This is a genomic window from Terribacillus jepli, assembly GCF_047228925.1.
Taxonomy (GTDB): domain Bacteria; phylum Bacillota; class Bacilli; order Bacillales; family Amphibacillaceae; genus Terribacillus.
Genome location: NZ_JBFEGH010000007.1, coordinates 53,829 through 79,785, shown reverse-complemented (window position 1 = coordinate 79,785; position 25,957 = coordinate 53,829). Strand labels below are relative to the sequence as shown.

At 38.0% G+C, this 25,957-nt stretch carries 26 protein-coding genes; 16 read left to right on the top strand and 10 right to left on the bottom strand.

Annotation, left to right across the window (positions count from 1 at the left end):
* Positions 1-51 precede the first annotated feature (51 nt).
* From AB1K91_RS09695 to AB1K91_RS09675, 5 genes are all read right to left on the bottom strand, one after another.
* Positions 52-915: an STAS domain-containing protein gene (locus AB1K91_RS09695; protein ID WP_413089607.1), complete on the bottom strand. Its 864-nt coding sequence runs from the start codon at positions 913-915 to the stop codon at positions 52-54.
* Between the two features lie 324 nt (positions 916-1,239).
* Positions 1,240-1,848 carry an ABC-2 transporter permease gene (locus AB1K91_RS09690; RefSeq protein WP_413089606.1) on the bottom strand — a complete coding sequence of 203 codons (609 nt, stop codon included), beginning with the start codon at positions 1,846-1,848 and terminating at the stop codon, positions 1,240-1,242.
* On the bottom strand, positions 1,841-2,707 hold the full coding sequence (locus AB1K91_RS09685; RefSeq protein ID WP_413089605.1) for an ABC transporter ATP-binding protein: 867 nt from the start codon (positions 2,705-2,707) through the stop codon (positions 1,841-1,843). Before AB1K91_RS09685 ends, AB1K91_RS09690 begins: the two co-directional genes overlap by 8 nt.
* A 7-nt stretch (positions 2,708-2,714) precedes the next feature.
* Complete coding sequence (locus tag AB1K91_RS09680; protein ID WP_413089604.1) at positions 2,715-3,086, bottom strand: GntR family transcriptional regulator; 372 nt, start codon at positions 3,084-3,086, stop codon at positions 2,715-2,717.
* 16 nt (positions 3,087-3,102) lie between these two features.
* Positions 3,103-3,408 (bottom strand): YfzA family protein, encoded by a 306-nt coding sequence (locus tag AB1K91_RS09675; protein ID WP_413089603.1) that lies wholly within the window; start codon positions 3,406-3,408, stop codon positions 3,103-3,105.
* A gap of 354 nt (positions 3,409-3,762) precedes the next feature.
* On the opposite strand from AB1K91_RS09675, the gene AB1K91_RS09670 reads away from it, so the two are divergent.
* Genes AB1K91_RS09670 through AB1K91_RS09655 form a run of 4 tightly spaced genes read left to right on the top strand, consistent with a single transcriptional unit; the run spans position 3,763 to position 6,508 of the window.
* Positions 3,763-4,665, top strand: coding sequence for a PhzF family phenazine biosynthesis protein (locus AB1K91_RS09670; protein ID WP_413089747.1), 903 nt, complete (start codon positions 3,763-3,765; stop codon positions 4,663-4,665).
* Between the two features lie 50 nt (positions 4,666-4,715).
* Positions 4,716-5,081, top strand: a complete 366-nt coding sequence (locus tag AB1K91_RS09665) for an arylamine N-acetyltransferase (RefSeq protein WP_413089602.1) — start codon at positions 4,716-4,718, stop codon at positions 5,079-5,081.
* Between the two features lie 20 nt (positions 5,082-5,101).
* Positions 5,102-5,563, top strand: a complete 462-nt coding sequence (locus tag AB1K91_RS09660; protein WP_413089601.1) for a hypothetical protein — start codon at positions 5,102-5,104, stop codon at positions 5,561-5,563.
* Between the two features lie 42 nt (positions 5,564-5,605).
* Positions 5,606-6,508 carry an aminoglycoside phosphotransferase family protein gene (locus tag AB1K91_RS09655; protein WP_413089600.1) on the top strand — a complete coding sequence of 301 codons (903 nt, stop codon included), beginning with the start codon at positions 5,606-5,608 and terminating at the stop codon, positions 6,506-6,508.
* 156 nt (positions 6,509-6,664) lie between these two features.
* On the opposite strand, the gene AB1K91_RS09650 is transcribed toward AB1K91_RS09655, so the two are convergent.
* Positions 6,665-7,645 (bottom strand): LacI family DNA-binding transcriptional regulator, encoded by a 981-nt coding sequence (locus AB1K91_RS09650; protein ID WP_413089599.1) that lies wholly within the window; start codon positions 7,643-7,645, stop codon positions 6,665-6,667.
* Between the two features lie 601 nt (positions 7,646-8,246).
* Between AB1K91_RS09650 and AB1K91_RS09645 the strand changes: the two genes are divergently transcribed.
* The 6 genes from AB1K91_RS09645 to AB1K91_RS09620 all read left to right on the top strand — a co-directional run bounded on the left by AB1K91_RS09645 (position 8,247) and on the right by AB1K91_RS09620 (position 17,489).
* The gene (locus tag AB1K91_RS09645) at positions 8,247-11,372 is read left to right on the top strand and encodes a GH32 C-terminal domain-containing protein (protein WP_413089598.1); all 3,126 of its coding nucleotides are present in this window, start codon (positions 8,247-8,249) and stop codon (positions 11,370-11,372) included.
* Positions 11,373-11,548: 176 nt separating this feature from the next.
* Positions 11,549-12,166 (top strand): YesL family protein, encoded by a 618-nt coding sequence (locus AB1K91_RS09640; protein ID WP_413089597.1) that lies wholly within the window; start codon positions 11,549-11,551, stop codon positions 12,164-12,166.
* 458 nt (positions 12,167-12,624) lie between these two features.
* The gene (locus tag AB1K91_RS09635) at positions 12,625-13,509 is read left to right on the top strand and encodes an ABC transporter permease (protein ID WP_413089745.1); all 885 of its coding nucleotides are present in this window, start codon (positions 12,625-12,627) and stop codon (positions 13,507-13,509) included.
* 16 nt (positions 13,510-13,525) lie between these two features.
* Positions 13,526-14,413: a carbohydrate ABC transporter permease gene (locus tag AB1K91_RS09630; protein WP_413089596.1), complete on the top strand. Its 888-nt coding sequence runs from the start codon at positions 13,526-13,528 to the stop codon at positions 14,411-14,413.
* Positions 14,414-14,432: 19 nt separating this feature from the next.
* Positions 14,433-16,037 carry an extracellular solute-binding protein gene (locus AB1K91_RS09625; RefSeq protein WP_413089595.1) on the top strand — a complete coding sequence of 535 codons (1,605 nt, stop codon included), beginning with the start codon at positions 14,433-14,435 and terminating at the stop codon, positions 16,035-16,037.
* Entirely contained in the window at positions 16,038-17,489 is a 1,452-nt protein-coding gene (locus tag AB1K91_RS09620) for a glycoside hydrolase family 32 protein (RefSeq protein WP_413089594.1), read from the top strand.
* A gap of 477 nt (positions 17,490-17,966) precedes the next feature.
* Here AB1K91_RS09620 and AB1K91_RS09615 read toward each other — a convergent pair whose 3' ends face one another.
* Positions 17,967-19,217 (bottom strand): oligosaccharide MFS transporter, encoded by a 1,251-nt coding sequence (locus AB1K91_RS09615; RefSeq protein WP_413089593.1) that lies wholly within the window; start codon positions 19,215-19,217, stop codon positions 17,967-17,969.
* Positions 19,218-19,776: 559 nt separating this feature from the next.
* Here AB1K91_RS09615 and AB1K91_RS09610 point away from each other — a divergent pair.
* Positions 19,777-19,908 carry a hypothetical protein gene (locus AB1K91_RS09610; protein ID WP_413089592.1) on the top strand — a complete coding sequence of 44 codons (132 nt, stop codon included), beginning with the start codon at positions 19,777-19,779 and terminating at the stop codon, positions 19,906-19,908.
* Between the two features lie 57 nt (positions 19,909-19,965).
* On the opposite strand, the gene AB1K91_RS09605 is transcribed toward AB1K91_RS09610, so the two are convergent.
* Both AB1K91_RS09605 and AB1K91_RS09600 read right to left on the bottom strand, forming a co-directional pair.
* A complete protein-coding gene (locus tag AB1K91_RS09605; RefSeq protein WP_413089591.1) occupies positions 19,966-20,499 on the bottom strand; it encodes a hypothetical protein in 534 nt (177 codons plus the stop codon).
* A gap of 29 nt (positions 20,500-20,528) precedes the next feature.
* Positions 20,529-20,876, bottom strand: coding sequence for a DUF4064 domain-containing protein (locus AB1K91_RS09600; protein WP_093727627.1), 348 nt, complete (start codon positions 20,874-20,876; stop codon positions 20,529-20,531).
* Positions 20,877-21,572: 696 nt separating this feature from the next.
* Between AB1K91_RS09600 and AB1K91_RS09595 the strand changes: the two genes are divergently transcribed.
* From AB1K91_RS09595 to AB1K91_RS09580, 4 genes are all read left to right on the top strand, one after another.
* A complete protein-coding gene (locus AB1K91_RS09595; RefSeq protein WP_038562019.1) occupies positions 21,573-21,797 on the top strand; it encodes a helix-turn-helix domain-containing protein in 225 nt (74 codons plus the stop codon).
* A 289-nt stretch (positions 21,798-22,086) separates the two neighbouring features.
* Positions 22,087-22,839 carry an SDR family NAD(P)-dependent oxidoreductase gene (locus tag AB1K91_RS09590; RefSeq protein ID WP_413089590.1) on the top strand — a complete coding sequence of 251 codons (753 nt, stop codon included), beginning with the start codon at positions 22,087-22,089 and terminating at the stop codon, positions 22,837-22,839.
* Positions 22,840-22,853: 14 nt separating this feature from the next.
* Positions 22,854-23,300 (top strand): MarR family winged helix-turn-helix transcriptional regulator, encoded by a 447-nt coding sequence (locus AB1K91_RS09585; RefSeq protein WP_413089589.1) that lies wholly within the window; start codon positions 22,854-22,856, stop codon positions 23,298-23,300.
* 78 nt (positions 23,301-23,378) lie between these two features.
* A complete protein-coding gene (locus tag AB1K91_RS09580; protein ID WP_413089588.1) occupies positions 23,379-24,113 on the top strand; it encodes a glucose 1-dehydrogenase in 735 nt (244 codons plus the stop codon).
* A 251-nt stretch (positions 24,114-24,364) separates the two neighbouring features.
* Here the strand turns inward: AB1K91_RS09580 and AB1K91_RS09575 are convergent, their stop codons facing one another.
* The gene (locus tag AB1K91_RS09575) at positions 24,365-24,502 is read right to left on the bottom strand and encodes a hypothetical protein (RefSeq protein WP_413089587.1); all 138 of its coding nucleotides are present in this window, start codon (positions 24,500-24,502) and stop codon (positions 24,365-24,367) included.
* A 1,021-nt stretch (positions 24,503-25,523) separates the two neighbouring features.
* On the opposite strand from AB1K91_RS09575, the gene AB1K91_RS09570 reads away from it, so the two are divergent.
* Entirely contained in the window at positions 25,524-25,871 is a 348-nt protein-coding gene (locus AB1K91_RS09570) for a hypothetical protein (RefSeq protein WP_413089586.1), read from the top strand.
* The last annotated feature ends 86 nt before the right edge of the window (positions 25,872-25,957 follow it).

The following is a 25,957-nucleotide window of genomic DNA, read 5'->3' as shown; positions in this document are numbered from 1 at the left end:
CCGCACAAGCCCATTTAGTGAAAGGAATTAAAAGAGCTGATCGAAGAACGATCAGCTCTTTTTGCTAGTCTTATCCAATTCGCCATATCCTAAATGATCCAGCGCATTCTTTAAGGTTGATAAAGTGAAGAGTGCTTTAAAATCCAAGCCGAGCGACACCATCGTCTGGGCAATCTCTGGCCGGATTCCAGTGATGATCGTTTCGATACCGCTGATTTTAAGTGATTGAACAATTTGGTATATTTGATCCGCCACCATCGTATCAATCATCACGACACCGGAAACATCCAACACAAGATGATTCAGCTCCAAAGCATTTCCTTGCGATAATGCAGTCTCCATGATCAGCTTGGCACGATGCGTATCGATATCGCCAACAATAGGTATCACGGCCAGTCCTTCAAAAATTGGAACGACCGGCACGGAGAGCTCTTCCAGTGCGCTGTATGCGATATTCATCATCTTCCTGTTATGATTCTCAAACTGCTTGCCAATCTCGAAACTGACTAACTCCAGCATCGGATCGATGATCTTCGACACATCCAGCATCGTTATAGGAGCAAAATGACGTGCCTCCAGCTCCTCCGTGAAGATGTCCCATATGACACTCCGGAAACTGGATACATACTGTAATGTGGCTGTCAAAGAAGTATTCATTTCGGTAGCAGTCTTTCCAGCCCTTGCCCCCCAGCAAAGAAAATTCTGCTTTACTTCTTCTTCATTATCTTCTGCGAAAAGAATGGCACCGATATTGAACACAAGCTCCGCATTGAATTCGGATAACTGTTCTTTCGGAAGAGATAAAATAAGAAGTTCCTGGTTCAATTTCGAACCGAGGGTTAGAAGGACAGAATCGGCTATAATGTCCTTATTCTTCTGTATCTTCTCCCCTATATATCTCAATTCGTCTTTCATTTTGATGTCCCCTTTTAATATGCTACCTTCATGATAATCCATGAGAAATCGGAATGGAAGCTAAATGCGGTATAGCAAATACTGCTTTTCTAAATTATCTTAGGAATTAGCATGTGCATTTACCGTTTACTGTTACAAGTCTGGACAATGGAAGGGTGATTTGTCAAAGTAAACGAGTTATTTGGCGAGGGGTTGTTAAATTTTATTTTTATGGATGATCCACACCAACTGGAAAAAAGTAATTAATAAAAAGGAAATAAACGCATCCAAGTAATGGCTTGAATACGTTTATATTTTTAAAGAGTAGGTTTACATGAATACAAATTAAAAAGCTTTCCTTCGATAAATGAAGGTAGAAATACACCAAGAAGTTCCGTAGATAGCTAAGCCAAGTAGTAAAGCGCCTGAATACAAGATGGGCACAGATAGATTTAGAATGAAATCTGTGAATGATGTAAATTTTTCACTTAAATAAGATACCATCGGGGGAACTATGCCAGATAATATCAAGAAGCTGATTAATGCAACTGGAAAATTATAACCTGGTTTTATGATATAAGACATAGGTAAGTAAAAAGATAATAGTAATAAGGCTAAACTGCTGCTTATTGCAATGTCTGTGATTGAAAAAGGTTTGTTGAAAACATACAATAAGATACTCGTCACTCCAGTTGCTAAAATTATAAAAACGATTGACCCTAGGTAGCGGGAAGCAATAATTTCCGTGCGTGTATATGGCAGCGAATTTAATAGTATGTTAGTTTCTGCTTTTTCGTCATTAGCAAGCGTATTAATTGGAATTATAACGCTTGCTAGCAGAAAGATGAAAGCTGGGTGCTGTCTGTCCAATAAGACAAAGAATAATACGATAAATATTAACAACAACAGTTGCCATTTTTGCAAAATAAAGTCACGTCTTATTAAATTAAACACGCTGCTTACCGCCTTTCATATGAAACATAATATCTTCAAGTGTGGCCTGCTCAATAACAACGCTGCTTCCAAAAGTATTTTCCACAGCAGTAACATTTTCCGTTAAAGCTTCAAAACCTGTTGATAGACGGTTTATATGCACGAAAGCCTTCGCTGTATCTCTATCCAGAAGCTCTGTTCTTCCTTTAACGAGCGCATAATTTTCCGTTATGTCATGAATGGAATTATTTAAAACTAACTCCCCGCGATTAATGAACGCTATATAATCTGCGATGCGATTTAAATCTGTTGTGATATGGGTGGAAAAGAAGATGGTGCGGCTGCCGTCCAGCATTATTTCCTGCAGGAGTCCGAGCAGCTCCCGTCTGAAAATAGGATCCAAACCAGCAGTCGGCTCATCCATGATGATCAGCTCTGCATGATGGGATAAAGCGATCGCCAAGGAAGCCTTCATTTGCATGCCTTTTGAGAAATTTTTAATCGATTTATTAAGCGGAAGCTCAAACTGATCCACATATTGAGAGAATAGTTCATTATTCCAATGTTTGTATGCTGGTGCGACAATACGTTTTATATCCTTTAAATTAAGGCCTTCATAGAACACATTGCCATCGTAAACAAACCCAATTCGCTCCTTGATTGCTTTCTCATGCGTCTTGTAGTCCATGTCAAAAACTTTCACTTCACCAGCATCCGGCTGTAACAGATTCATCATCATTTTTATCGTCGTCGACTTACCAGCTCCGTTTGCACCGATAAAGCCATGTACAAAGCCACGCTTTACTTTCAAATCGATATTTTTAACAGAGAAATCTTTGAATTCCTTCGTCACATTGTTCAATTCGACTACGTATTCCATTTTTGCTTCACTCCTCATATAAAATCCTCAATAATTGCTGCAACTCATCAAGGGACAAGCCGATTTCACGGCTGTTTGTAATGACGGCATTTAGCTGCTCTTCGATCACTTTCAGTTTTTTCTCTTTGATGAACTCTAGATCTTGTTCAGCAACAAATGAGCCTTTGCCGACAATGGAGTAAATAAACCCTGCCTTTTCCAATTCTTCATAAGCCCGTTTCGTTGTGATAACGCTGATTTGTAAATCCTGTGCCAGTTTGCGCATGGAAGGAATAGCAGCTCCTTCCGGTAATTCACCCGAAAGAATGGACGATTTAATTTGATTTGTAATCTGTTCATAAATCGGCTCCTTCGAATTGTTGGAAATAATGATTTGCATGCAGATCCCTCATATTCTATTTTTTGGAGAAAATTATAGCGATAATATCGGCAATACCCATAACGAGTAATGCAAAGATGTGAACAACCATGACCAAATTAAAGTATGGATACGAATATGGCGTGAACCATTCGGTAAATAGTTTCATATCCAAAATACTTCTGAACATCCTGTGAATGAAATCATCACTATCGTTTAATTTCGGTACCCAGGACGTACCATCGACCAGCATAAAAATCGCTTGTACGAGAAGAAAAATACCTAGAGAAATGATCCAGCTCCTTTTCAGATTAAAAGGTTGAGCTTTATCTGAACTATTCATTAAACAATTCTCCTTTTATATTATTTTCAACACTAAACATTGTATATGTACTATGTATACAATATATACAAAAGAGAGGAGGCGCGCAACCATTTTTGTTAAAATAAGGGGATTGAATATAGGCTTGTGCATTCCTTGGGAAGTAGAGAAAGGCAAAAAATCATAGTAGGCTTCTCTACATGTGGGTTAATGCGCGAAATAAACTTTTATTTAAGCGTTATTTAAGGTAGAATTTTATATATTCAGATAACTGTATCTGTGTGAAAAGTAAGAGAAGAATGGATTTTAATTGTTACAGAATAAGAGAATCAAATCCTGATGAAGGATGGATAATCTTAGTTAGGGGGAACAGCTATTAAATCACTGACGGTTTATCATTATGATGCATTCAGTAAAGAACCTGATAAGGGAAATCCAGCTGGAGTCGTATTAAATGGAGCTGCATTGACAGATGCCGAAATGCAAGAGGTCGCTTCAAAAGTCGGTTTTAATGAGACTGCTTTTCCTATTGAATCGAATGTAGCTGATCTTAGAATACGATTTTTCACGCCGGGTCATGAAATGAATTTATGCGGTCATGCAACAATGGCAACTATTTACGCTTTGAAGGATAAAGGGTTACTGGAAGATAAATCATCGTTCACCATTGAAACAAACGCTGGTATTCTGCCGATTACAATAAACTCATCTACTGACGGTGAAATATCCATGACCATGAAACAGGCTTCTCCGAAATTCAAGCGATTTTTGGGGTCAAAGGAAAATTTAGCAAATGCGATAGGATTAAACGAAACCGATCTCCACACTGATTTACCCATCCTTTATGGAAGTACTGGTACTTGGACTTTGCTGATCCCAATAAAACACCTTAAAGCCTTTCAAAAAATGAGACCGAATAATAAACTCTTTCCTGAAATTTTGATAGACATGCCTGCTTCTTCTGTACATCCATTCTGTCTGGAAACCTATGATTCCAATGCCGATATGCACGCCAGACACTTCTCCTCACCCAATTCAGGGACCATTGAAGATGCAGTGACCGGTACCGCATCAGGGGTAATGGGAGCTTATTATGCCACATACATAAAAAATGATTTTATAGAACCTCTTAACCTAATAGTTGAGCAAGGTCATGAAATAGAAAAAGATGGTCGGGTTGCAGTGCAGGTTTCAAAAGGGAATGATTCGTTGGATATTGAGATCACTGGAAACGCGGTTTATATCAAAGAAATGGAGGTATTGCTAGAATCTCGATAGTTTGTAAAAAGTGGGATTTTATATATCCTCGCGAATTGAAAGGAAACTATATGCTCTCAATTAAAGAAGTGAACTTATATCTAAGGCGGCTGCACATAAATAGAGTAGAAGCTCCTACTTTTGATTATTTGAGGTTATTGCATCAGGCACACGTTACATATATTTCTTGGCAAACGCTGGATATCTTCATGGGGCAAGCTGCTGCGATTGATAAAAGCAGCTGCGCTGATCTTATAATAAATGGCCGTTCGGGTTATTGTTTTCATTTGAATCATGCATTTCACTGGCTGTTACGTTCATTAGGTTACGTGGTGACCATGCATAAAGCAGGCATACATCCAAAAAGCAAGGAACCAAACATAAACGGCTTTCACATGGGGTTAATTGTACATTTTGCAGATGGAAAAAATATATAGTTGATGTAGGTCTTGGGGATATGCCATTTGAGCCGATACTTATTCAGGATGGCCCCGTGAAGCAAGATTTCACTTCCTATCGTGTCCTGCAGTCGGAAGTAAGAGAGAGCGCTATTAAGTTGCAAAATGACAAGCAAGCGAGTTATTTGGGAGTTGATTATGATCTCAACGAGGTAAGCAACATAAATGCTTTCTGTAAGAAACATGAATTTTATTCCGAGTCCGACTCATCACCTTGGAGAAGCTTATTGATCTTTAAGAATCGAACACAAAACCGAGTAAATGAACTAAAGGGATGTATGTACACAAGCTTTGGTGATGCAGGAGTTGAACGCTATGAAATCACAACAAAAGAACAGTGGCTAAACCTTATCCATGACATTTTTTATGAGCATTTCATTGCTTATGCGGAAGAGGAAGTTGATTACATGTGGTCAAAAGTCCAAAAGGAGCATTTTAACTGGATGAGAAACATCAACTGAATGGGCTGTTTTACTACTAAGTGAGGTAATGAAGGGAGAGCAATGGATAAACATATAAAGGAGTCTATCTCATACGTAAGAAACGCTAACGAGATTGTGGAATTAAAAAAAGGATATTCTGATGATCAAAAGTACGTAATCGATCAGCAATATCTTTTAAGATTATTTCCGATAGAAGAAGCAGTTAAACGGCAGGAAGAGTTCTTAACGCTGGACAGGCTTCATGAGTTTTCGAAATATGTCCCAAAAGCATTGGAATTTGGATACATAGATGACCTCCAGAGGGCTTTTATGGTCTTATCATTTCTTCCTGGGGTTGATGCTGAGACAGGATTAAGCAAACTTACAAAAGAAGAACAATATGCTGCAGGACTCTTAGCTGGAAGTGAATTAAAAAAGCTTCATACATTATCGGCTCCATCACACCAACCAGCTTGGGAGCATGTTAAGCTTGAAAAGATTAAAAAGTACTTGCTGGAGTTTGAGGAAATAGATCTGAACGAAAATATAAAGGATATCCTTCAGATGTATATCCAAACCAATCTTCACCTAATGAAAGACAGGACGAACAAATTCCAACATGATGATTTTCATCCCTCCAATCTTTTGATACATAATAATAGCTTCTCAGGGATAATTGATTTTCAGAGGATGGACTGGGGAGACCCGATACATGATCTGCAAAAGCTCGGATTCTTTTCGAAGCAAGTAAGTGTAGAATTCACAAATGGCATATTGGATGGTTATCATGATGGACAACTTATAGATGATGCATTTTGGGAACTATATTCTTTTTATAGTGCTGTCCACATCGTAACAGCACTGGTATGGGGTAAGAAAAGGAGTCAAAGTCAATTTGATTTGCTTCTTAATTATTCACTTGACGTCTTAAAAGATCACGAAAACTTTACCAGCATCATACCCAAATGGTATAGCAGAACGTGATTATAAGTTAAGATGAGCTGCAATCCAGCGGCTCATCTTACAAATTAGACGAAAGCGAGTCGGAGCACTTTCTTCATGCTGTTATGTTTTTGTTTTTATGTTCGTAATAAGAGTTTTTATTTTCGAACAAAATGGTTCTGTGTTATCGTAATTTTTTTATGTTGTGGACCCCTCTAATAGACTAATCGGAAGCTTTGTTTCATGCGGAAAATCTGTGAATTCTCCCTCGATCTCCCTTAGCAAAATATTAATTGCCTCCTTAGCAATCAATTCAATAGGCTGTCTTATTGTCGTAAGTTCCGGCAAAACTGTCCGTACCGTTTCTGTACCATCATACCCTACAATTTTAACATCTTCAGGGATCTTCTTGCCATGACGCTTGGCAGCGGTTATGTAGGAAGCTGCAAATATATCATTTGTTGCAAATATCCCATCTGCTTCTGGATGTTCACTAAATATGTTTTCTATGATTTCTTGCTGTTTCTGTACATTAAATACTTCTGGTATTTCATAGATTATCGGTACTTTATCTTCTCTTACTAGTGTATCTATATATGCTTCTCTTCTTTTGTACGATTTTTCTAGCTCTTTCACGCCGTCAATCAGAACTATTTGTTTACAACCTTTTCTGATTAATAGTTCTGTTGCTAGCTTGCCTCCTTCGTAATTATCTGAACTTACAACAGGGATTGTTTCGGATAAGTAGCGGTCTATTGATACAACAGCTAGATTTTGTTTCTGATAATTCAATATGCCTAGGTTATGGGTGCCTACAATAATCCCATCAACTTGATTGCGCATCAGCATATCTAAGTACTTTTTTTCTTTATCTTTTTGATTAAGACTATTACAAAGCAGCACTTTATAACCTAAAGAAGCGCAGATGTTCTCCAAATGAAATGTAAGCTCACCGAAGAATGGATTGGTTGTTGTTGGCATAATGATACCTATCAAGTTGGAACGTTTCGTAAACAGTGAACGGGCAACATCATTTGGAAAGTAATTCAGTTTGGTCATTGCATCGTGCACTTTATCTCTCGTCTGATTGCTTATGTACCCACGATCATTTAATACACGAGAAACTGTTGTAGGCGATACACCGGCTAATCTAGCAACATCCTCAATTTTGGGCTTCAATTTTCCTCATCCTCTTTCTCCATGCTAAGTAAAAATTATTCAGCTACGCTAAAAGGCCTTCGCAAAGGCTCAATCGTATCTCGAGATTGAATAAGATTCACCGATTGATAATCTTCAGCCAGGTTGAAATCCTTATGGACTGAGTTACAGAAATCAGTATGTCCATGCCAATCAGTATGGATTTCAGCATTTTACTTGGATATTTTTCTCACTATGTTCATGTTATCACTATTAGTCAGCTTTTTGTATCTTCTTCATCTTTAACAAATCAGCCACTCTTGTTCTTTTTACCATAAGTCATTGATACGTTTTAAGTTCCATACCAAAAAAAGGCAAACACCTAGTTTAGCTACAAGAAATTCGTAGTTAAAGACTTTCACGTCAAGCATATGTCAACCGGTTGATGTATGGAAGCGCTTACTGTAATATGGAAGTGATAAATCACTGGCAACAGAACAAGTAGCAATTACCAAAAAAAGGTGGGGAGGTTTCAGAGATTAACGCCAAAACAAACTTAACTAATTGGGAAGTCCGTGGTGCAGGTACATTTGAAGAGACGAAGCAGGGATTAAAGCTTACTTCTGAAACAAACGAGAATGTAATGGCGATATCAAGTGTTCATTCGGAAGACTTTATATATGAAGCGGATATAAAGATATTGGAAAAATCAGCAGATGCTACCTTGGTATTTCGATCCGGTGAAAATGTTTGGGATTCCTATATGGTTCAGATAGTACCAGATCCAGGTCTGGTCCGGCTACGCGATGCTCGTGATGAAAATAGATTGAAAGAAGAAGTCGAAGTAAATATCAAAGAAGACAGTATTTATCATGTAAAGGTAAAAGTAGTAGCAGAAAATATTAAAGTATATTGGGAGAAACAGTATACCCCACTAATAGATTCTACGATTTCGCTTTATGATAGAGGGCAATTAGGATTACATGTATGGAATGGTTCTGCACTTTTTCATAACGTGAAAGTGAGCGAGTTCAAAACAAATTTAGGTTCAACCATAGTTGAAGAAGGTAACTGGGAACCAAGCATAGAAGGATTGAAAGGAATTGCTTTAGAGAATGAAATAGCTACGCGTTACTATGAGATCCAGTCGAGTGATTTCGTATTGGAAGGTAATATCTCCTTTGATGAAGAACAAGCGGAGGCGGGTTTTACGTTTCGCATGACTGAAAATGGAACAAGTGGTTATCACGCCTTGTTTAAAAAAAATAATGATGAAATGACAGTAGAATTAAAAAAAGCAGATGGTACAGTTCTTGGAAGATCATCACGAGGTTTCGAATCACTGATTGGTACAAAACACCACTTGGAATTAATAGTAATCCGAGAGGAAATTACAATGTTTATCGATGGCTACCTCACCCCAGCGATTGAAGTTATAGATAGTAGTTACACGGGTGGTGTAACAGGAGTGACGGTATTAAGTGGTAAAGCGTATTTTCAAGATATCTATTTAGTGCCCACAAATAGATACTATAAAGAAAATTATAGACCGAAATATCATTATTCCCCGGCTAGGGGATCTGCGAGCGATCCAAACGGGCTTGTATATTTCGAGGGGGAGTACCATCTCTTTCACCAAGATGGTGGGAAGTGGGCGCATGCAGTTAGTGAAGACCTAATTAATTGGAAACACCTTCCTATAGCTTTGTCGTGGAATGATGCTGGGCATATATGGTCAGGATCTGCGGTGGTAGATTTGCATAATGTATCTGGGTTATTTTCAGAATCCGAGGGTAAAGGATTGATTGCATACTATACTAGTTTCAACCCAGATGCTCAGAACGGAAATCAACGAATCGGTCTTGCATTTAGTACGGATAAAGGACGGACATGGGAGTATTCAACCGAGCATCCAATCGTGATTGAAAACCCTGGAAAGAATGTGGATGATCCAGGTTCTTGGGATTTTCGCGATCCAAAAGTAGTACGGGATGAAGCAAATGATCGATGGGTTATGGTTGTTTCAGGAGGAGACCATGTTCGATTCTTCACTTCCAAAGATCTTAAACGCTGGGAGCATAAGGATAACTTTGGATATGGTAATTATATTCGTGGAGGAGTATGGGAGTGTCCGGATCTTTTTAAACTTGAAGTTGAAGGTACAGCCGAGAAAAAATGGGTTCTTATGATCAGCACAGGAGCAAATCTGAATACGGAAGGATCTGATGCAGAATATTTCATTGGGCATCTGACACCCGATGGAAAATTCATCAATGACAACCCAATTGGAAAGGTATTAAAGACAGATAACGGGAAGGAATTTTATGCGTCTATGTCTTTTGCGAATATGCCGGATAATCGCCGGGTGACAATTGCATGGATGACAAATTGGGACTATCCCTTTGAATTTCCAACAGAAGGATGGAAGGGTCAACTTACTATACCGAGGGAGCTACGTCTGATTCAAACCGATGAAGGAATCAGACTTGCTCAATCGCCAATCAAAGAATTACAAACAATTCGCAGGACTGTTTTTCACGTAGAAAATAAAGAAATTTATGCCAACAATGCATCTGACTTATTAGAAAAAATAAAAGAAACTTCTTTTGAAATTGAAGCGGAGATGGAGATACCATCTAATAGCGACGTCACAGAATTTGGTTTTCGAGTTCGGGAGGGAACAAACGATAAAACTACTGTCGGATACAATACAGCAACAGAGCAATTATTTGTTGATCGTTCTGAGTCAGGGCGGACGGATTTTTCGAATCAATTTTCAACGTTTCACGCGGCAGAATTACAACCGGAAAATCAACGAATTAAACTAAATATATTTGTGGATAGTTCTGTTGAGGTTTTTGCGAATGATGGGAAATGTGTATTTTCCGATGTGATTTTTCCTAATGCAACGAGTATGAGAATGAGCTTCTATACAGAAGGTGGTCCTATCCGAATTATTTCTTTAACTGTCCACACATTAGATGATATTTGGAATAGGGACACTGATGAAGGGGCTAGTATTGTGTTCAATTCTAGCAAGGAAGAGATGAATATTGGAGATACAATTACCATTGAAGCGGTACGCAAAGGGACAGGCGTTCAACCACTTAAATGGTCATCATCTGATCCCAATGTTTTAAGTATAGAAAGTTCCAACAATTGCAATGCCGTACTGAAAGGTACTGGTGCTGGGGAAGCGTTGCTCACTGTTTCAACACCAAATAACAAATTGTCTGAAAGCGTGGTAGTTCGTGTATATGGAGAGAATTTTGTCACAAATCTTAGTGGTTGGAAATCAGATACTGCTGCCGCTAAGTGGATTGCTACTGAAGAAGGAATTCGCGGATCGCATACCAGTGATGCTAATTATGTGGCAAAGGAAACTGGTGGAAACTTTATCTATGAGGTAGACATGACACTTGATGAGGGTGGTGCTGGAGCTATCCTTTTCCGAACAAGTGAAGATGGTAAAAGTGGATATTACTTCAACTTGGATCCAAATATGAAAGCTTATCGTCTCTTTTATAAATTAAATGGCCGCTTTGAAGATAGCATGGTAATTGATAACACACCAGTATTTATTATGCCGAGAGAGACCTATCGAGTGAAAATAATGGCTAATGGCGCACATATTCAAATTGAAGTAGACGGGGAGAAAGTAATTGATACTAAAGATAGAACCTTTGCAGAAGGACATTTTGGGTTGAATGTATTTGGAGGCAAAGCTACTTATCAAAATGTGAAAATCTATAACGTCTCCAATGAGTAATATCCGAGTAAACCTCCGACGTTCGACACATCTTGTGTTGAACGTCGAATTCAACTGATATTCACGTAATAGTAACATACGTTTTGCCCTGACCAAACGATGCCGCTTTGAACTTCTGTTTCGTTCAATAAGCATAAATGAAAGAGATTTTGTCATCTAGGCGAAGGAGTAGAATAATGATGGATATGTCACGATGGTATTTAAGACTGGGTACCTGGTTGTTTAATCTATTTTTGTTAAATCTTTTATGGATTTTTTTTACGTTCGCTGGATTCATTGTGCTGGGAATATTTCCGGCTACTGCAGCTTTATTTGCTGTTCATCGCCGTTCTATCATGGAAGATAATGATATTCCCGTGCTTAAACTCTTTTTAATAAACTATAGAAAAGAATTTTTCAAGGCAAATCTTTTGGGATATTTGTTGGTGTTTATTGGAGCTGTACTGTACATAGATTTTCGAGTTGTTCAACTAATTTCCGACATACAGTTACAGAGTATTTTGGTTAACATAACAGTCGTTATCATGGTTGTCTATGGTATTACACTTTTGTATGTTTTTCCGTTGTTCGTACATTTTGATCAAAAACTTTTCCAATACCCGAAAAATGCAATAATATTAGCAGTTGGTCGACCGATGCGAACTTTGATAATGCTTCTGGGTTTATTGTTGGTTATCTATTTTTGTTTTTATATAACTGCGCTCGTCCCAGTAATTGGAATCAGTTTGTCTAGTTATATTATTATGTGGATAGCTTTGAAATCTCTGCCAAAGAAAACAGATTCGATGGACTGAAAGGAATTAACATCTAAAGTATGCTATATTTGCATTTTCGCCAGCAATATAATAGATGAACACGGAAGTATACTGTTACTGCTTTTATTTCATGTAGAGTGATTCATAAGAAAAGAATCCATTTTGATTAATTTTTTCAAAATGGATTTTTTTAGTTGTGTTTTGATGTTTGAGATTAAACTTAACGCTGCAATTTTCCCATGTTATTAGGCTATTTTGGCAAGTTCGCTAAAGCATCAATAAGTCATTTCTCATCCTCTATAATTTTCGGTCAACCGGTTGACATATGTAAGCGCTTACTGTACATTATTGGTAATAAGCAGTAACGAACCTGGATTATACGGCAAGGAGGGAGCTTTTTGGAGAATAAAGATATACCGTCAAAAAATGTAGCTATTTCCAGTCACAAAGTAAAACACAATAAGAAGCCACAACACAAACATCGCCTTAAAAAAAATATGGGCAACAATTATATCCTTTATATTTTCTTGCTGCCTGCAATTATCCTGACTATTGTATTTCATTACGTGCCTATGTATGGAACAATCATTGCTTTTAAAGATTTCAGCCCGATCAAAGGAATTTGGGGAAGTGAATGGGTAGGATTCGAGCATTTTGTGAATTTTTTACAGTCACCTAATTTTCTGCAAATCCTAATAAATACAATCAAACTAAGTTCTTTTGATCTCTTAATTGGTTTTCCTATACCAATCATACTGGCGTTGATGTTAAATCAGCTAAGACGGGCTAAGGCCAAGAAAAATATTCAATTAATTCTGTACGCACCACACTTTATATCGGTAGTGGTAATTTCCGGAATGCTGTTTATATTTCTTTCTCCTACAGGTCCAGTGAATAGTCTCATGACAATCTTCACAGATGAGCCCTATTCATTTATGTCTGATCCAGATGCATTTCGATCTATTTATATCTGGTCCGGTGTATGGCAAGGTGCTGGCTTTGCTTCCATCATATATGTTGCAGCATTGTCAAACGTTGATCCTCAACTTCATGACGCTGCTACGATGGATGGTGCTTCATTGTTGCAACGAATCAGACATATTGACCTTCCTACACTGAAGCCTGTGATGGCTGTGCTGTTTATATTGGCTGCAGGAGGAATAATGGCCATTGGCTTTGAAAAAGCATATTTATTGCAAACAAGCATGAATTTACCTGCATCTGAGATCATATCAACTTATGTTTATAAACGGGGGCTGCAAGCTGGAGACTATTCGTTTGCAACAGCTGTTGGTTTGTTTAATGCAGTTATTAATGTGATATTGCTGTTTACTGTGAACTATGTGGTGAAGAAGCTTAATGATGGGGAAGGTCTTGTATAGAGAGGGAGGGGAAAAAATGAACAGTTTAATGAATAATTCACGGAAAGACCGGATGCTTTTGTTCATCAACAAAGTTCTCTTGATTTTTATTATTTTAATTACGCTGGTACCACTTTTATATGTATTATTGGGGTCTTTTCTACAACCGGATATTTTGTTAACACAAGGGTTTTCGCTAAATCCAGATCATTGGACGGTAGATGGTTACACCCGAATCTTTGCTGATGGATCGATAATGAGAGGCTTCTTTAATTCGATACTATATGCAACCTGTTTTACAATTTTATCCGTTTCTATAGCAATTCTTGCTGGTTATTCGTTATCTGTCGACAATCTAGCTTTAAAAAAGCCCATCATGTTTTTCTTCTTGTTCACCATGTTTTTTAGCGGAGGTCTGATTCCGACGTACTTGGTTGTTCGAAGTCTCGGACTTTTAGATACTATGTGGGCAGTTATTTTACCTGGTGCCCTCTCTGTGTGGAACATTATCTTGGCAAGGACCTATTTTAAAGGGCTTCCAAAGGAACTGAAAGAAGCAGCTAAAATTGATGGTGCATCTGATTTTATGATTTTCTTAAAAATCATAGTTCCACTATCAAAACCAATCATATTCGTGCTGGCACTGTATGCGTTTATTGGACAGTGGAATGCATACTTTGAGGCAATGATATATTTGGAAGATCAAAGCAAATATCCACTGCAGCTTATTCTACGCTCTATATTAATTCAAAGTGAGGTGAACCCAGGAATGATATCTGATCAACTTGCTATGGCTGAAATGCAACGGGTATCAGAGATGATTAAATACTCATCCATTGTCCTGGCGAGTCTACCTTTACTGGTCATGTATCCATTTTTCCAGAAGTATTTTGAAAAGGGTGTCATGGTAGGATCCTTAAAATAAATGAGAAAAGGGGAAACAAATGAAAAGCTTTAAGAAAGTATTGTATGGAGTGGTGTTAGGGGCGGTTTTGCTTTCGGGTTGCTCAGGTGAACAGAGTGCTGCAGAGGATTACGGACTATCGGATATACGTTTCCCGGTAGAAGAGGATGTCACACTTAAGTTTATGATAGGAAGCTCACCAATGGCTCCGGAAGATCCAAACGATAAGTTGATTTCTCAGCGCTTGGAGAAAGAAACAGGAGTGCATATCGAATGGGACAGTTATTCAGGTGAAGTGTTTACGGAGAAAAGAAATTTAGCAATGTCAAGTGGTGACCTACCTGATGCGATAATGAATTCAGGCTATAGTGACTATGAATTATTAAACCTAGCAGATGATGGCGCCATAATTCCGGTTGAAGATTTAATTGAGGAATATATGCCGAATTTACAAAAGGTGTTTGAACAGGCTCCTGAATATAAAGAAATGGTGACAGCTCCCGATGGACATATTTATTCCTTTCCGTGGATAGAAGAATTAGGTACCGGAAAAGAAAAAATCCAAGCAGTGGATGGAACCGGTTGGATTAACGTGAAATGGTTGGAAGATTTGGGGTTGGAAATGCCCCAAACAACGGAAGAATTAAGGGAAGTGCTCATCGCGTTCCGTGATCAAGATCCTGCTGGTGGAGGTAAAACCATTCCGATGTCTTTCATACTAAACGGGGGACAAGAAGATCCTTCTTTCCTATTCGGATCATTTGGCGTGGGAGATAATTGGGATCATACAGTAGTGACAAATGATAGAGAAGTCGTGTTCACACCAACGACTGATGGATATAAAGAAACTATGAAGTATTTACATGATCTTTATAAGGAAAATTTAATCGATGTGGAAGCGTTTGAACAGGATTGGAACAATTATGTTGCCAAAGGCGGAGAAGAGCGCTTCGGCGTATATTTTACATGGGATAAAAATAATATTTCAGGTGAAAATTATGAGATGCTTCCTGCCTTGGAAGGGCCGCAAGGACATAAAAATGTTGCTATGAGTAATGCGATTGGTTTTGACAGATCGCGGATGGTTATAACTAGTGCTAATCAGAATCTAGAATTAACAGCTAAATGGATCGATCAAATGTATGATCCCCTCCAATCTGTTCAAAACAATTGGGGCACTTATGGAGATAAAGAAAAGCAGAATATCTTTGCGTACGATGAAAGCGAAAATATGTTAAAGCATTTGGAATTGGAAGGGACAGCGCCTGTGGAATTGCGGGAACAGACATCATTAGGCGGTCCGTTGGCAATTCTGGACAGTTATTATGGTGAGGTCACAACAATGCCAGATGATGCAGCCTGGAGAATGGAGTTAATGCATGATGTATTGGTACCTGACATGAACGCAGATTACACGTATCCAAATGTATTTCACACGCTGGATAATCTCGAAAAAATTTCTAAAATTGAGGCGGACTTGATTCCTTATGTAGAGAGGAAACGTTCTGAATGGATTGTCAATGGGAATGTGGAAAATGAATGGAATGATCATTTGGATGAAATGAATCGCCTAGGATTAGAGGAATGGCTGGAAATAAAACAATTCGGATTTGACGAATACATGAAAGCACAGGAGGAGAATTAATTGTCTGCTCATAATCTCTTAACATACAGACCAAACTTACATTTCGCGCCAAAAGAAAACTGGATGAATGATCCAAATGGAATGGTTTATTTTAAAGGTGAATATCATCTGTTTTTTCAACATAATCCAAACGACAGCATACATGGCCCCATGCATTGGGGCCATGCTGTAAGTAAAGATATGATTTCTTGGGAACAACTGGATATAGCCTTATATCCCGATGACCTTGGAACGATATTTTCGGGAAGTGCAGTAGTGGATTGGCACAATACTTCGGGGTTCTTTCCAAATGAACCAGGATTGGTTGCTATATTTACCCATCATTTGCACGAAGAAGGTAAAACGCCTGTTCAAAGACAAAGCCTCGCATTTAGTAGTGATCAAGGAAGGTCATGGATAAAGTATAAGCAAAACCCAGTCCTTGTTCACGAAACAAAAGTAGATTTCAGAGATCCAAAGGTTATGTGGCATAATGATACAAATAAATGGGTGATGGCGGTGGCAACTGGCCAGACTATCTCGTTTTATTCATCCCTCAATTTAAGAGAATGGAAATATGAAAGTGAATTCGGGGAAAGGATGGGTTCTCATGACGGCGTATGGGAGTGTCCTGATTTGTTTGAGCTGCCCATTATCGGCAAGAACGAATCGAAATGGGTACTGTTGGTGAGTATTGGTGATAATCCAAAATTGGAGAGCGGGTCACGCACGCAATATTTCGTCGGATCATTTGATGGACACCGGTTCACTCCTCATCATAAAGACATTAAGTGGTTGGACGCAGGAAAAGATAATTATGCCGGGGTCAGTTTTTCTGATATCCCCGAGATGGACGGGAGAAGAATTTACCTAGGATGGATGAGTAACTGGCGCTACGCAAATAAAGTTCCTACCTATGGTTGGAGAAGCCAAATGACGCTGCCGCGAGAGCTTCAATTACAGCAAAAACAGGATAGTTACGCAGTTATTCAAACTCCTGTAAAAGAGTTAGAGTCATATTTTTCAAAATCTGACTCTCTGAGCAATGTGGTTGTGTCAGATGATTCACCATTCCAACTAGAGTTGAATGCGCCTTACTTTATGTTTGACTTTGTTATAGAAAATGTAGACGCTGCTTCTTATAATATTACGTTACACCACACAAGTGACCAGATTACAACTTTACACATCGATACGAAAAAGAACCTATTGTTGCTTGACAGGAGTCAATCAGGAAAAGTGGACTTTTCTAGTAACTTCACTCATGTCCAAACCATTGAACTCGATTGTACAGCAAAACTAAAACTTTGTGCAGTTGCCGATTCTTCTTCCATCGAAGTATTTGTCAATGACGGAGAATACGCTTTAACCAGTCTAATCTATCCAGATAAGATATGCTCAAAGCTTTCTGTATCAAGTGAGCAAGGAACGATTAACATTGTTAAAGGAATAATTTCAGTACCGAGTGAATAATCTTCAGTAGAAGTAGTACAAAGTTATATATCTAGTTTACGGAACCGCACCGCTCAGACGGGTAGGGGATTTCAATGTCATTTTACAACAGAACATGGTCTTATCGATATTTGGTAGGTTGTTATGTTGTTGAGGAAGAATAAATAAGGCAGCTCACTGAAGATAGTAGAGAACCAGGGTTTCTCTACTATCTTTTTTATTCTCGTTATTTTGATGTGGGTGAAGTATATTATTATGTGTTTCTCCTCTTAACCGGCAAGAGTGAAACCCGGTGGAGATGTTTTGTAAGCTGCAACTTCGCTTTATTGTTTTTGGGAATTTTAGTGTTTTGTTTGGAAGTAATTTGAATTAGGTATTAAATGTCATAATTACTTCTCTGTCTGCTAGCTTCCGTATGGAGATTTGCGAAGTCATACGCTAAAACCTCCTTCTGCTAAACCCATATGCAAAATGACCTCATTCGTGCGCGATAACTGTTCACAGTGTGTTTGAGTGGTCATCTTCAAATAAAATTACCTTGTTTCGTTTTGGTTTATTATTGCTTAACAAGAACATCGACAGAATGGTAAATGTAAACACGATGAAGCCTAACACAAAAAATGTAGTTTCAAAACTAGTCGAATCAAGCATACGTCCAATAACATTCGAAAATACGATGACACCGATTTCGCCTGATATTTTAAAGCCAATCAGATAAATCGTCGCTGACATTCGCTGGTCAAAGTTAAGTGAGATATATTTAAATACAGCAATAAGCATAATTGGGAGTTCGAAAGCGTGTAATAGTTTGATTAGTGAAATGCCAATCGGACCGTCTATAAGTGCTGAACAAATGATGCGAGAGCCCATGATAAAACCTGCTAGTATCAATGCTTGCTTTGTGCCAACTTTATTGACAATAAACGGGGCCGCAAATAACATCGCAGATTCCATAATAACTTGGAACGAATTCAAATAGCCATAGACCTGTTGCCCGGATGCTGCATCATGAAACAGTTCCGTAAAATAGACTGGAAAGAGCTGAACGTCATAGACCGTGTAGATGCAAGTAGTCCCAAATAAGTAGAGAATAAGAAACCAAATTTTCTTTTGTTTGAAAACGGATAAAATATCTGCAATGGAAAGGTTCGTCGTTTTCTTTTCCTCTTCTTTTCCCACTTCCACTTTAAAGAAATAGTTTAATATAAAAAATCCAACACCGCCCACAGAAGCCATCCAGAAGTTAAGGTGCGGGTTAATGCTTAGAAGCAGACCGGCAGTGAATGTTGCTGTTGCATAGCCGAGGGAGCCCCACATTCTTGATTTTCCAAACTCAAACTTATACTTCCGGCTGATTTTCTCTGTAAAGGATTCCAGAAAAGCCACGCCAGCCGTAAAACCTGCTCCAAAATAAAGTCCGCCTAGAATGGCCCCTGCATAGAAAGAGGAAAGCAACAATGGTTCATAAAGATAGATTATAAATGGTCCCGTCCCCATTAAGATAACGCTCTGAAACCAGAGGAGGTGTTTTTTCGTGCCGATCTTATCCTGAACCACCCCATAAAACAACATAAAAACCAAGGATGAAAAGGAATTTACAGAAAAGATAGTCCCCGTTTCTGCTCCAGTTAAACCAAGCGTTTGATTCAGCCAAATCGAATAAAACGACCACCATACAGACCAAGTGATAAAAAATAGAAATAGAAAACCAGAAGAAAACCAATAGTTCTTGTTTGCAAAAGTATTCAATCCAAACCCCTCCCAACTATTTGAAAGCATTTTCTGAAACCGCCTTCATAATAGCTTGATTGGTGTGAATATGTCAACCGGTTGTCATAAAGGGGATCGGTTTTTGAGGGAGCAAAGTCATTTTTAAATTACTTATTACCTTTTCGCTTGATTAAGGTAAAAGAAAACATAATATGTTTTAAAGGGAATTCCAAGAGAGGGATGAGTAATGAAACGTTACGTCATATCGCAGCCATTTACTTGTTTATGATTCATAGTCCAGGGTAACATTATGGCACTTTCTCGTCCGAATAGTCGTAGTAATCCTTCATTTCATCAACATCGGCTTCAGCTTCATAACTGATGATACGAGAATAACAATCCCCCGCAGGCTTGGGGAAAAGTAACGCGGTAGCGATACTAAAAATCTCTCGTAATTCAGAGGAGTTTTCAGCTTTAGTTTTCTGTCCTGAAAGGCCGAAACTACACCCTAAAGAGTGATCTTTTTGAATCCAGATGGTGCATTAGGATATGTGCAGCAGATAGTGACCAATAGAGTCTTTTTGGGGTGCGCTGAAAAGTGAAATGTATTTATTTGAAGGGATTTTTTGCATTTGACGAGCTGGACGAAGCTATCGACGAGTATATTCATTTAAGATTACAAGAAAAAAGAAAAGGCTTTAGCCCACTTGAAAGGGCTAAAGCCTTCTAACATCTTTTATCAATTTCACTGTCTACTTGACAGAGAGTACTTCAAGTAGGATCTCTCTTACTCTACAGTAACAGTAAATTCAACAGGTTCTGTTGTCATATAGTCTGCAGATGTTACATCTCCAAGCACTAACTTGATTTCTTTAACAGAAGCTGGGTCAATTGATTTTCCTTCTGGTGCTAAGAATTCCAACACAGCCTCCTGTTTAACGCCGCCTTGAATATCACCACTGATGTTGCCGTCTGTCATAAACATATTGGCATCAACTTGCATATCACCAATAACGGCAGAACCCATATCTGGATAAAAACTAACTGCGTCAGAATTAGTGTTTTCTACATTGATACCAACTTGAATTTTATCTTCAAGAATTTTGATATCACCTAGGCCAACCTTTAATCCGGCAGCAGTCATAGATTGATCAGAGGCATCGATTTTCTTAGAAGTATCCTCGGATTCAGTTGCTTTTTCTTTTTCAGACGATTCAGCTTTAGAGGTGTCAGATCCTGTAGATACATCCTCAGTAGAACCACAAGCTGCAAGAGCAAACATCAGTACTAAAAGTAGACTAAGACCTAATAACTTGTTCAATATAGAAACCCCTTTTGTATGTAGATAATTTATGCGGCTTTATTTACGTTTTTGTTCTTTCTGAATACGCCCATGAAACCTGCAATAGCGATTAACACGGCAGAAATTAGATAGAAGAAAGAGATGCTGATAAGTCCTCCGACTGCCGAAATTAAAAGTAAAATACCGCCAAATTTTGGTTTGGATTTAACAACGATTGAACCAATGATAGCGAGAGTTGAGAATAAAAAGGCAAACCATCCCAATCCTGTAAGTGAGCTTGTACCGGTTTCGCTAATAGCAGCATCGACGCTACCGATAAATAAAGCAAAAACTGCCCCGAAGAAACCTAGTATACCTCCGATAAGGCCTAATACGAATTCTGTAGTTCTGCTCATAAAATTACTCCTTTCTTGAATTGTACGTAAGTCAATATAACTAACCGAGTGCTAATAATACGGTGATATATATGCGGATAGTTGGTTAACTAAAAAAAGTGATAGTTATATATACTTACCAAATTGCATTATATACCATTAATAGATAAAATGCACTATGTATATCATATATTTGTACATTTAATCTGGAATATATAGGAGCGGCATGTGTTTAAATCAAGGTTGAAAATGACTTTTATAGCAGACATTTTAGAAATAAGTATTGGAGGAACGGTAAGGCTCTTGAGAAAGTAAAAATAGATATCATGTGAGATGAACAGAATTACAATTAGCAATATGATTAGTGCAATGGATTACAGCTTGTATAGGATGAAGAAAGGGCAGATCTAGTAAAAAAGGGGGGATTTCAGTGGTTCAGTCTGTCGAAGTTGTTTTAGATGATGGAGGAGGAGTACTATGGCACCTAATGAGTACATCCATTCCAAGGTGGTACTTGTTAATGCCTTATTAGCGACATGTTCACAAACATCAAAGTACTCATAATATCCATAACATCCCCATTCCATAACTCCTCCGTCAACAATCGTTAACAATTCGCGAAATACATTCACCCTCCAGCATCACTTTACATAAGCTACATGGACTAAATAAATACCTGACGCAGCAACCCTGAAGAGAGCAAGGAGGGGTTAACTTTTGAAGGATAATGACTACAGGCCAAAACAATTACTCACCAAACGAGAAAAAGAAGTCTTTGAACTACTGGTTCAGGATAAGACAACCAAGGAAATCGCCCAAGAGCTGTTTATTTCAGAAAAAACAGTGCGGAACCACATTTCGAATACGATGCAGAAACTGGGAGTAAAGGGACGGTCTCAGGCTGTAGTGGAGCTCCTTCGCATGGGGGAACTGAAGCTCTGACAGGCATGAGCTCTGCCTGTCGAATGACATAGCTGTTTGTAAGCGAATAGAGAGTACTGGCTTGCTGTGACGGCTATTTAAAACCGACTGTTGTGGTCGGTTTTTTGTTTGATTTTAAAATGCTTTTGAAAAAGTGTCGTGGAACTCAGTAAATTCGAGCATACCGGCTGGCGAACCAAATTTAATACTCATCTAAATTTAGTTGGAGCTATTTAGTTTACAAGTAAACCTTTTTGGTCTAAACTGTTTACTTGTAAACTATTTTTAACAAGGTGGCGAATAATAAAATATGAAGTTACAGGATAAAGTAGTAATCATTACTGGTGGTGCTGGCGGTATTGGTAGTGGAATGGCTAAAGCAATGGCAAAGGAAGGTGCAATTGTTGCTATTGTAGATTTTAATGAAAAAGCAGGAAAATCTTTGGAAGTTGAATTGCGATCGTTTTCTCCAAAATCAATATTTATGAAAGCCGATTTATTAGAACGCGAAAGACTGCCGAAAATTGTCAGTGATATAGTTGGAAAATTCGGAAAAATAGATGTCCTGGTAAACAATGCACATGCTTCACGACAAGCAAACTTTGAAGATATAACCCAAGAAGATATTGATTTCTCATTTGGTACAGGGTTCTATCCCACACTTTATTTAATGCAAGCTGCTTTTCCTTATTTAAAAGAAACAAAAGGAAATATAATTAACTTCGCGTCAGGTGCAGGATTATCAGGGCAAAAGACGCAAACAGCTTATGCAGCAGCTAAAGAAGCCATTCGTGCAATCTCAAAGGTTGCTGCCAATGAATGGGGCGAATTTGGAATCAATGTCAATATAATCAGTCCTATGGCAAATACTCCTGGGGTTGAAGCTTGGGCAAAGGCTTATCCGGAAATGCATCAAGCTGCTTTAGGTCAAATCCCACTTAAACGCTGGGGAGATCCAGAAACTGATATCGGTCCTGTTGCTGTTTTCTTAGCCTCTGAAGATTCAAAGTATATTACGGGGCAAACTATTATGGCTGATGGCGGTTCCATTCAAATACGTTAGAAGAAGGGGAATTAATGAGTAATACAAATAATATTTTTAATCTAGTTCATATGATTGGGCAAATAACTAATGAAAATATTGTTCGATTTACGAACGAATTTTCTTATCCTATTGGTATATCAACAATTATTGTTTTAAGGGAAATAAATAACAGGGGACCCGTGAAACATACAGATTTAGCTGAATCATTAGGGTATTCAAAAAGTAGTATTACGAAAATAGCAAATAAGCTTGTAAGTCTTGATTTGATACAAAGAACTTACGATAAAAGTGATAAAAGAGCAGTCTATCTGATAATAACAGATAAAGGAATAGCAGCTTTAAAAGAATCTATAGCACTTGGTGATAAGATTTATAATGAGTTATATAATATTCTAACTGAAGATGAACTTTCAAGTTATATTGAAATTCAAAAAAAGTTACTAGCTAAGATTTCTGCTAGTAAAAGGCTATCACCTTAAGCTTTTACACTTATATAATAGTAAATTTCTAGATCAAGCTAAAATATGGAACATAAAATTAAAAGGAGGATTTCGTTTATGGCTCGATTAAAAGGTAAAGTTGCTATCATCACAGGAGCTGCTCAAGGAATGGGTGCAGCGCATGCGAGACGCTTTGTAGCAGAAGGGGCAAATGTTGTATTAACGGATTTAAATGAAGAAAAGGGTTACGCGTTAGCGAATGAACTAGGTGAAAATTCCCTATTTATAAAGCAAAATGTTACTATTGCCGAAGAATGGGCAACAGTTGTAGCAATGACTGAAGAAAAGTTTGGACCAGTCAATATTTTAGTAAACAATGCTGGTATTACAATGGCAAAGTCCATCCTAGGAACGACAGAAGAAGAATATCGTCGCATCGTGGATATTAACCAAGTATCGGTATTCTTAGGTATGAAAGCAGTCATTCCATCTATGCAAAAAGCTGGTGTTGGTTCAATTATTAATATTTCTTCTATAAATGGTATTGTTGGCGGTGCAATCGGTTATACAGACACAAAATTTGCAGTTCGCGGCATGACAAAAGCGGCAGCTATGGAATGTTCAAAATATGGTATTCGTGTTAACTCAGTACATCCAGGTGTTATTGCAACTCCTATGGTCGTCCAAGAAGATACAAAAGCATCTGTAGATGAATTTGCAAAACACATTCCTTTAAAGCGTGTTTCTCAACCAGAGGAAGTGTCAAATCTAGTTCTTTATTTAGCATCTGACGAATCAAGCTACTCAACTGGTTCTGAGTTCATTGTGGATGGCGGTATCACCGCTATGTAAAAAAAGTAAATACAATTAAGCTTAAGGGGCATTAATCATAAGGATTAATGCTTTTTAGCTTTACTCATCTGTTCTGAAACTTATTATGACTAATAAACGAACCAATCTTACACTCTTAGATGGATATCCATACCATATTGGATAAATCCAAAAAGAAAAAGACCATAGCAAATGTTAGTCTATTTTATGAGGTATTAAAACTGGAGATTTTGAAAAAAGTGAGATAGTCAGAATTAGCGTTAATAAGGTGCCTATGACATTAACGTTAATACCTTTACTCCCAATCCCTTTTTCTCTTTATGACCTGTTTCTTTTACAAATTCTTTGTTCATTTCATTCCAAATTGATACAGATGCTAAAGCAACTACGGGGATAAAAGCTGATAACACACTAATCCTCTTTTACATTTAACTCCTTGTATACAAATGCGTAGAAATTAATCCTGTCCGTACGTTCTGATCCTCTACCTGAACTACAAAGTCCTTGTTTAGCCCAACTCGATCTTATATTGTTTTCTCCATTGAAATAGATGCAGTATTATATCAGAGCATTTTATATAGATAATAAGTATTGGAATTACTTCCAAAAACACTCAGGGCTAATGAAGTGATTCCTTGCTCTTTCATATCCGATCCTAACTTTTGAAGAACAGAAATTGCATACCCCTTTTTTTAGAAATCTTTATGGATTAGGATATGGTAAACAAAAACTTTTTTACTGTCAGGCTGCATGTTATACCAGATCACTCCTATATCTTTCTCCTCTTCGATGGAATAGATGTTGAACACTGATTGACAGTCAGATTCCTTGTTTGTCAGGCAATAAACTAACCATCAATTGTTTTGAATTATCCAAGGCTAAATCCGTTGGTAAAAGAAAGGTCTCGGATAAGTCCTTTGCTTAGTCAGGAATAAACTCTTCTATGTACACTGATCAAACAGTCATTTTCCGTAATTCTGTTTTCATGATTTCGCTCCTTTTAACCACTAGGTCTTCGCGTGATTTTACCATTTATTTGGATTTGATTATTATCCATATAACTATGGCTGTCAAAATGAGGTATATATCAGTAGTATCCGCGAATTAGAATTTGTGGAAGTCTGGTATACGTGGTTTAATTTCATGAAATCTTTTTACATCATTTTGCTGCTTTTCGCTCCATTATGTATTATCTTTCTCATGAGCAAGAAAAGGCAGTTGGCGATCGGAAACATAGGGGGTATTGGATTATATTAAGTTCACTTTGGCAAGTATCTTTGTACTAAATAGTGTAGGTTTAATTGATGCTGATACATATCATATTTTATCTGAATGGAATAAAGTAAATAAATCTATGTTATTCTGTAAAAACAAGAAAAGTTTATGTGCTGGAAACTACCGCTTATTTTCGTTTTAGGGGGTGAAGTTCTAATGAATGAATTAACGATTGACAATAGTATAGCGTCTAATATCTTTATAGGCGTAATGCTAGTACTGATCGCAGCCATAGTAATTGCCTTAATAGCCATCCGAAAGAAAAAGCGGGATGAAGAGCAAGGTCATCCGCAATCAAAATATAACTCACAATCCAAGGATAAAGAGAGTGCTGGAAACCCGACCATACATACACCATTAATGGGCGCAGATTTTGAAAGTGATGGCAATAATAAGCGATATCATGATACCGACCTGAGTTCGCAGTCTTATGATTCCGGTCCAAGCAGCCCTTCCTATGATGGTGGAGGTTCGGATGGCGGAGGGGGCGGCGGAGGAGAATAACTGCATACGTCTTCTCATCTGTTGAAAACCGGCTTTTAAGCCGGTTTTTTGATGCTTTCAGGTATTTTTTGGTTTTTGTCGAAACT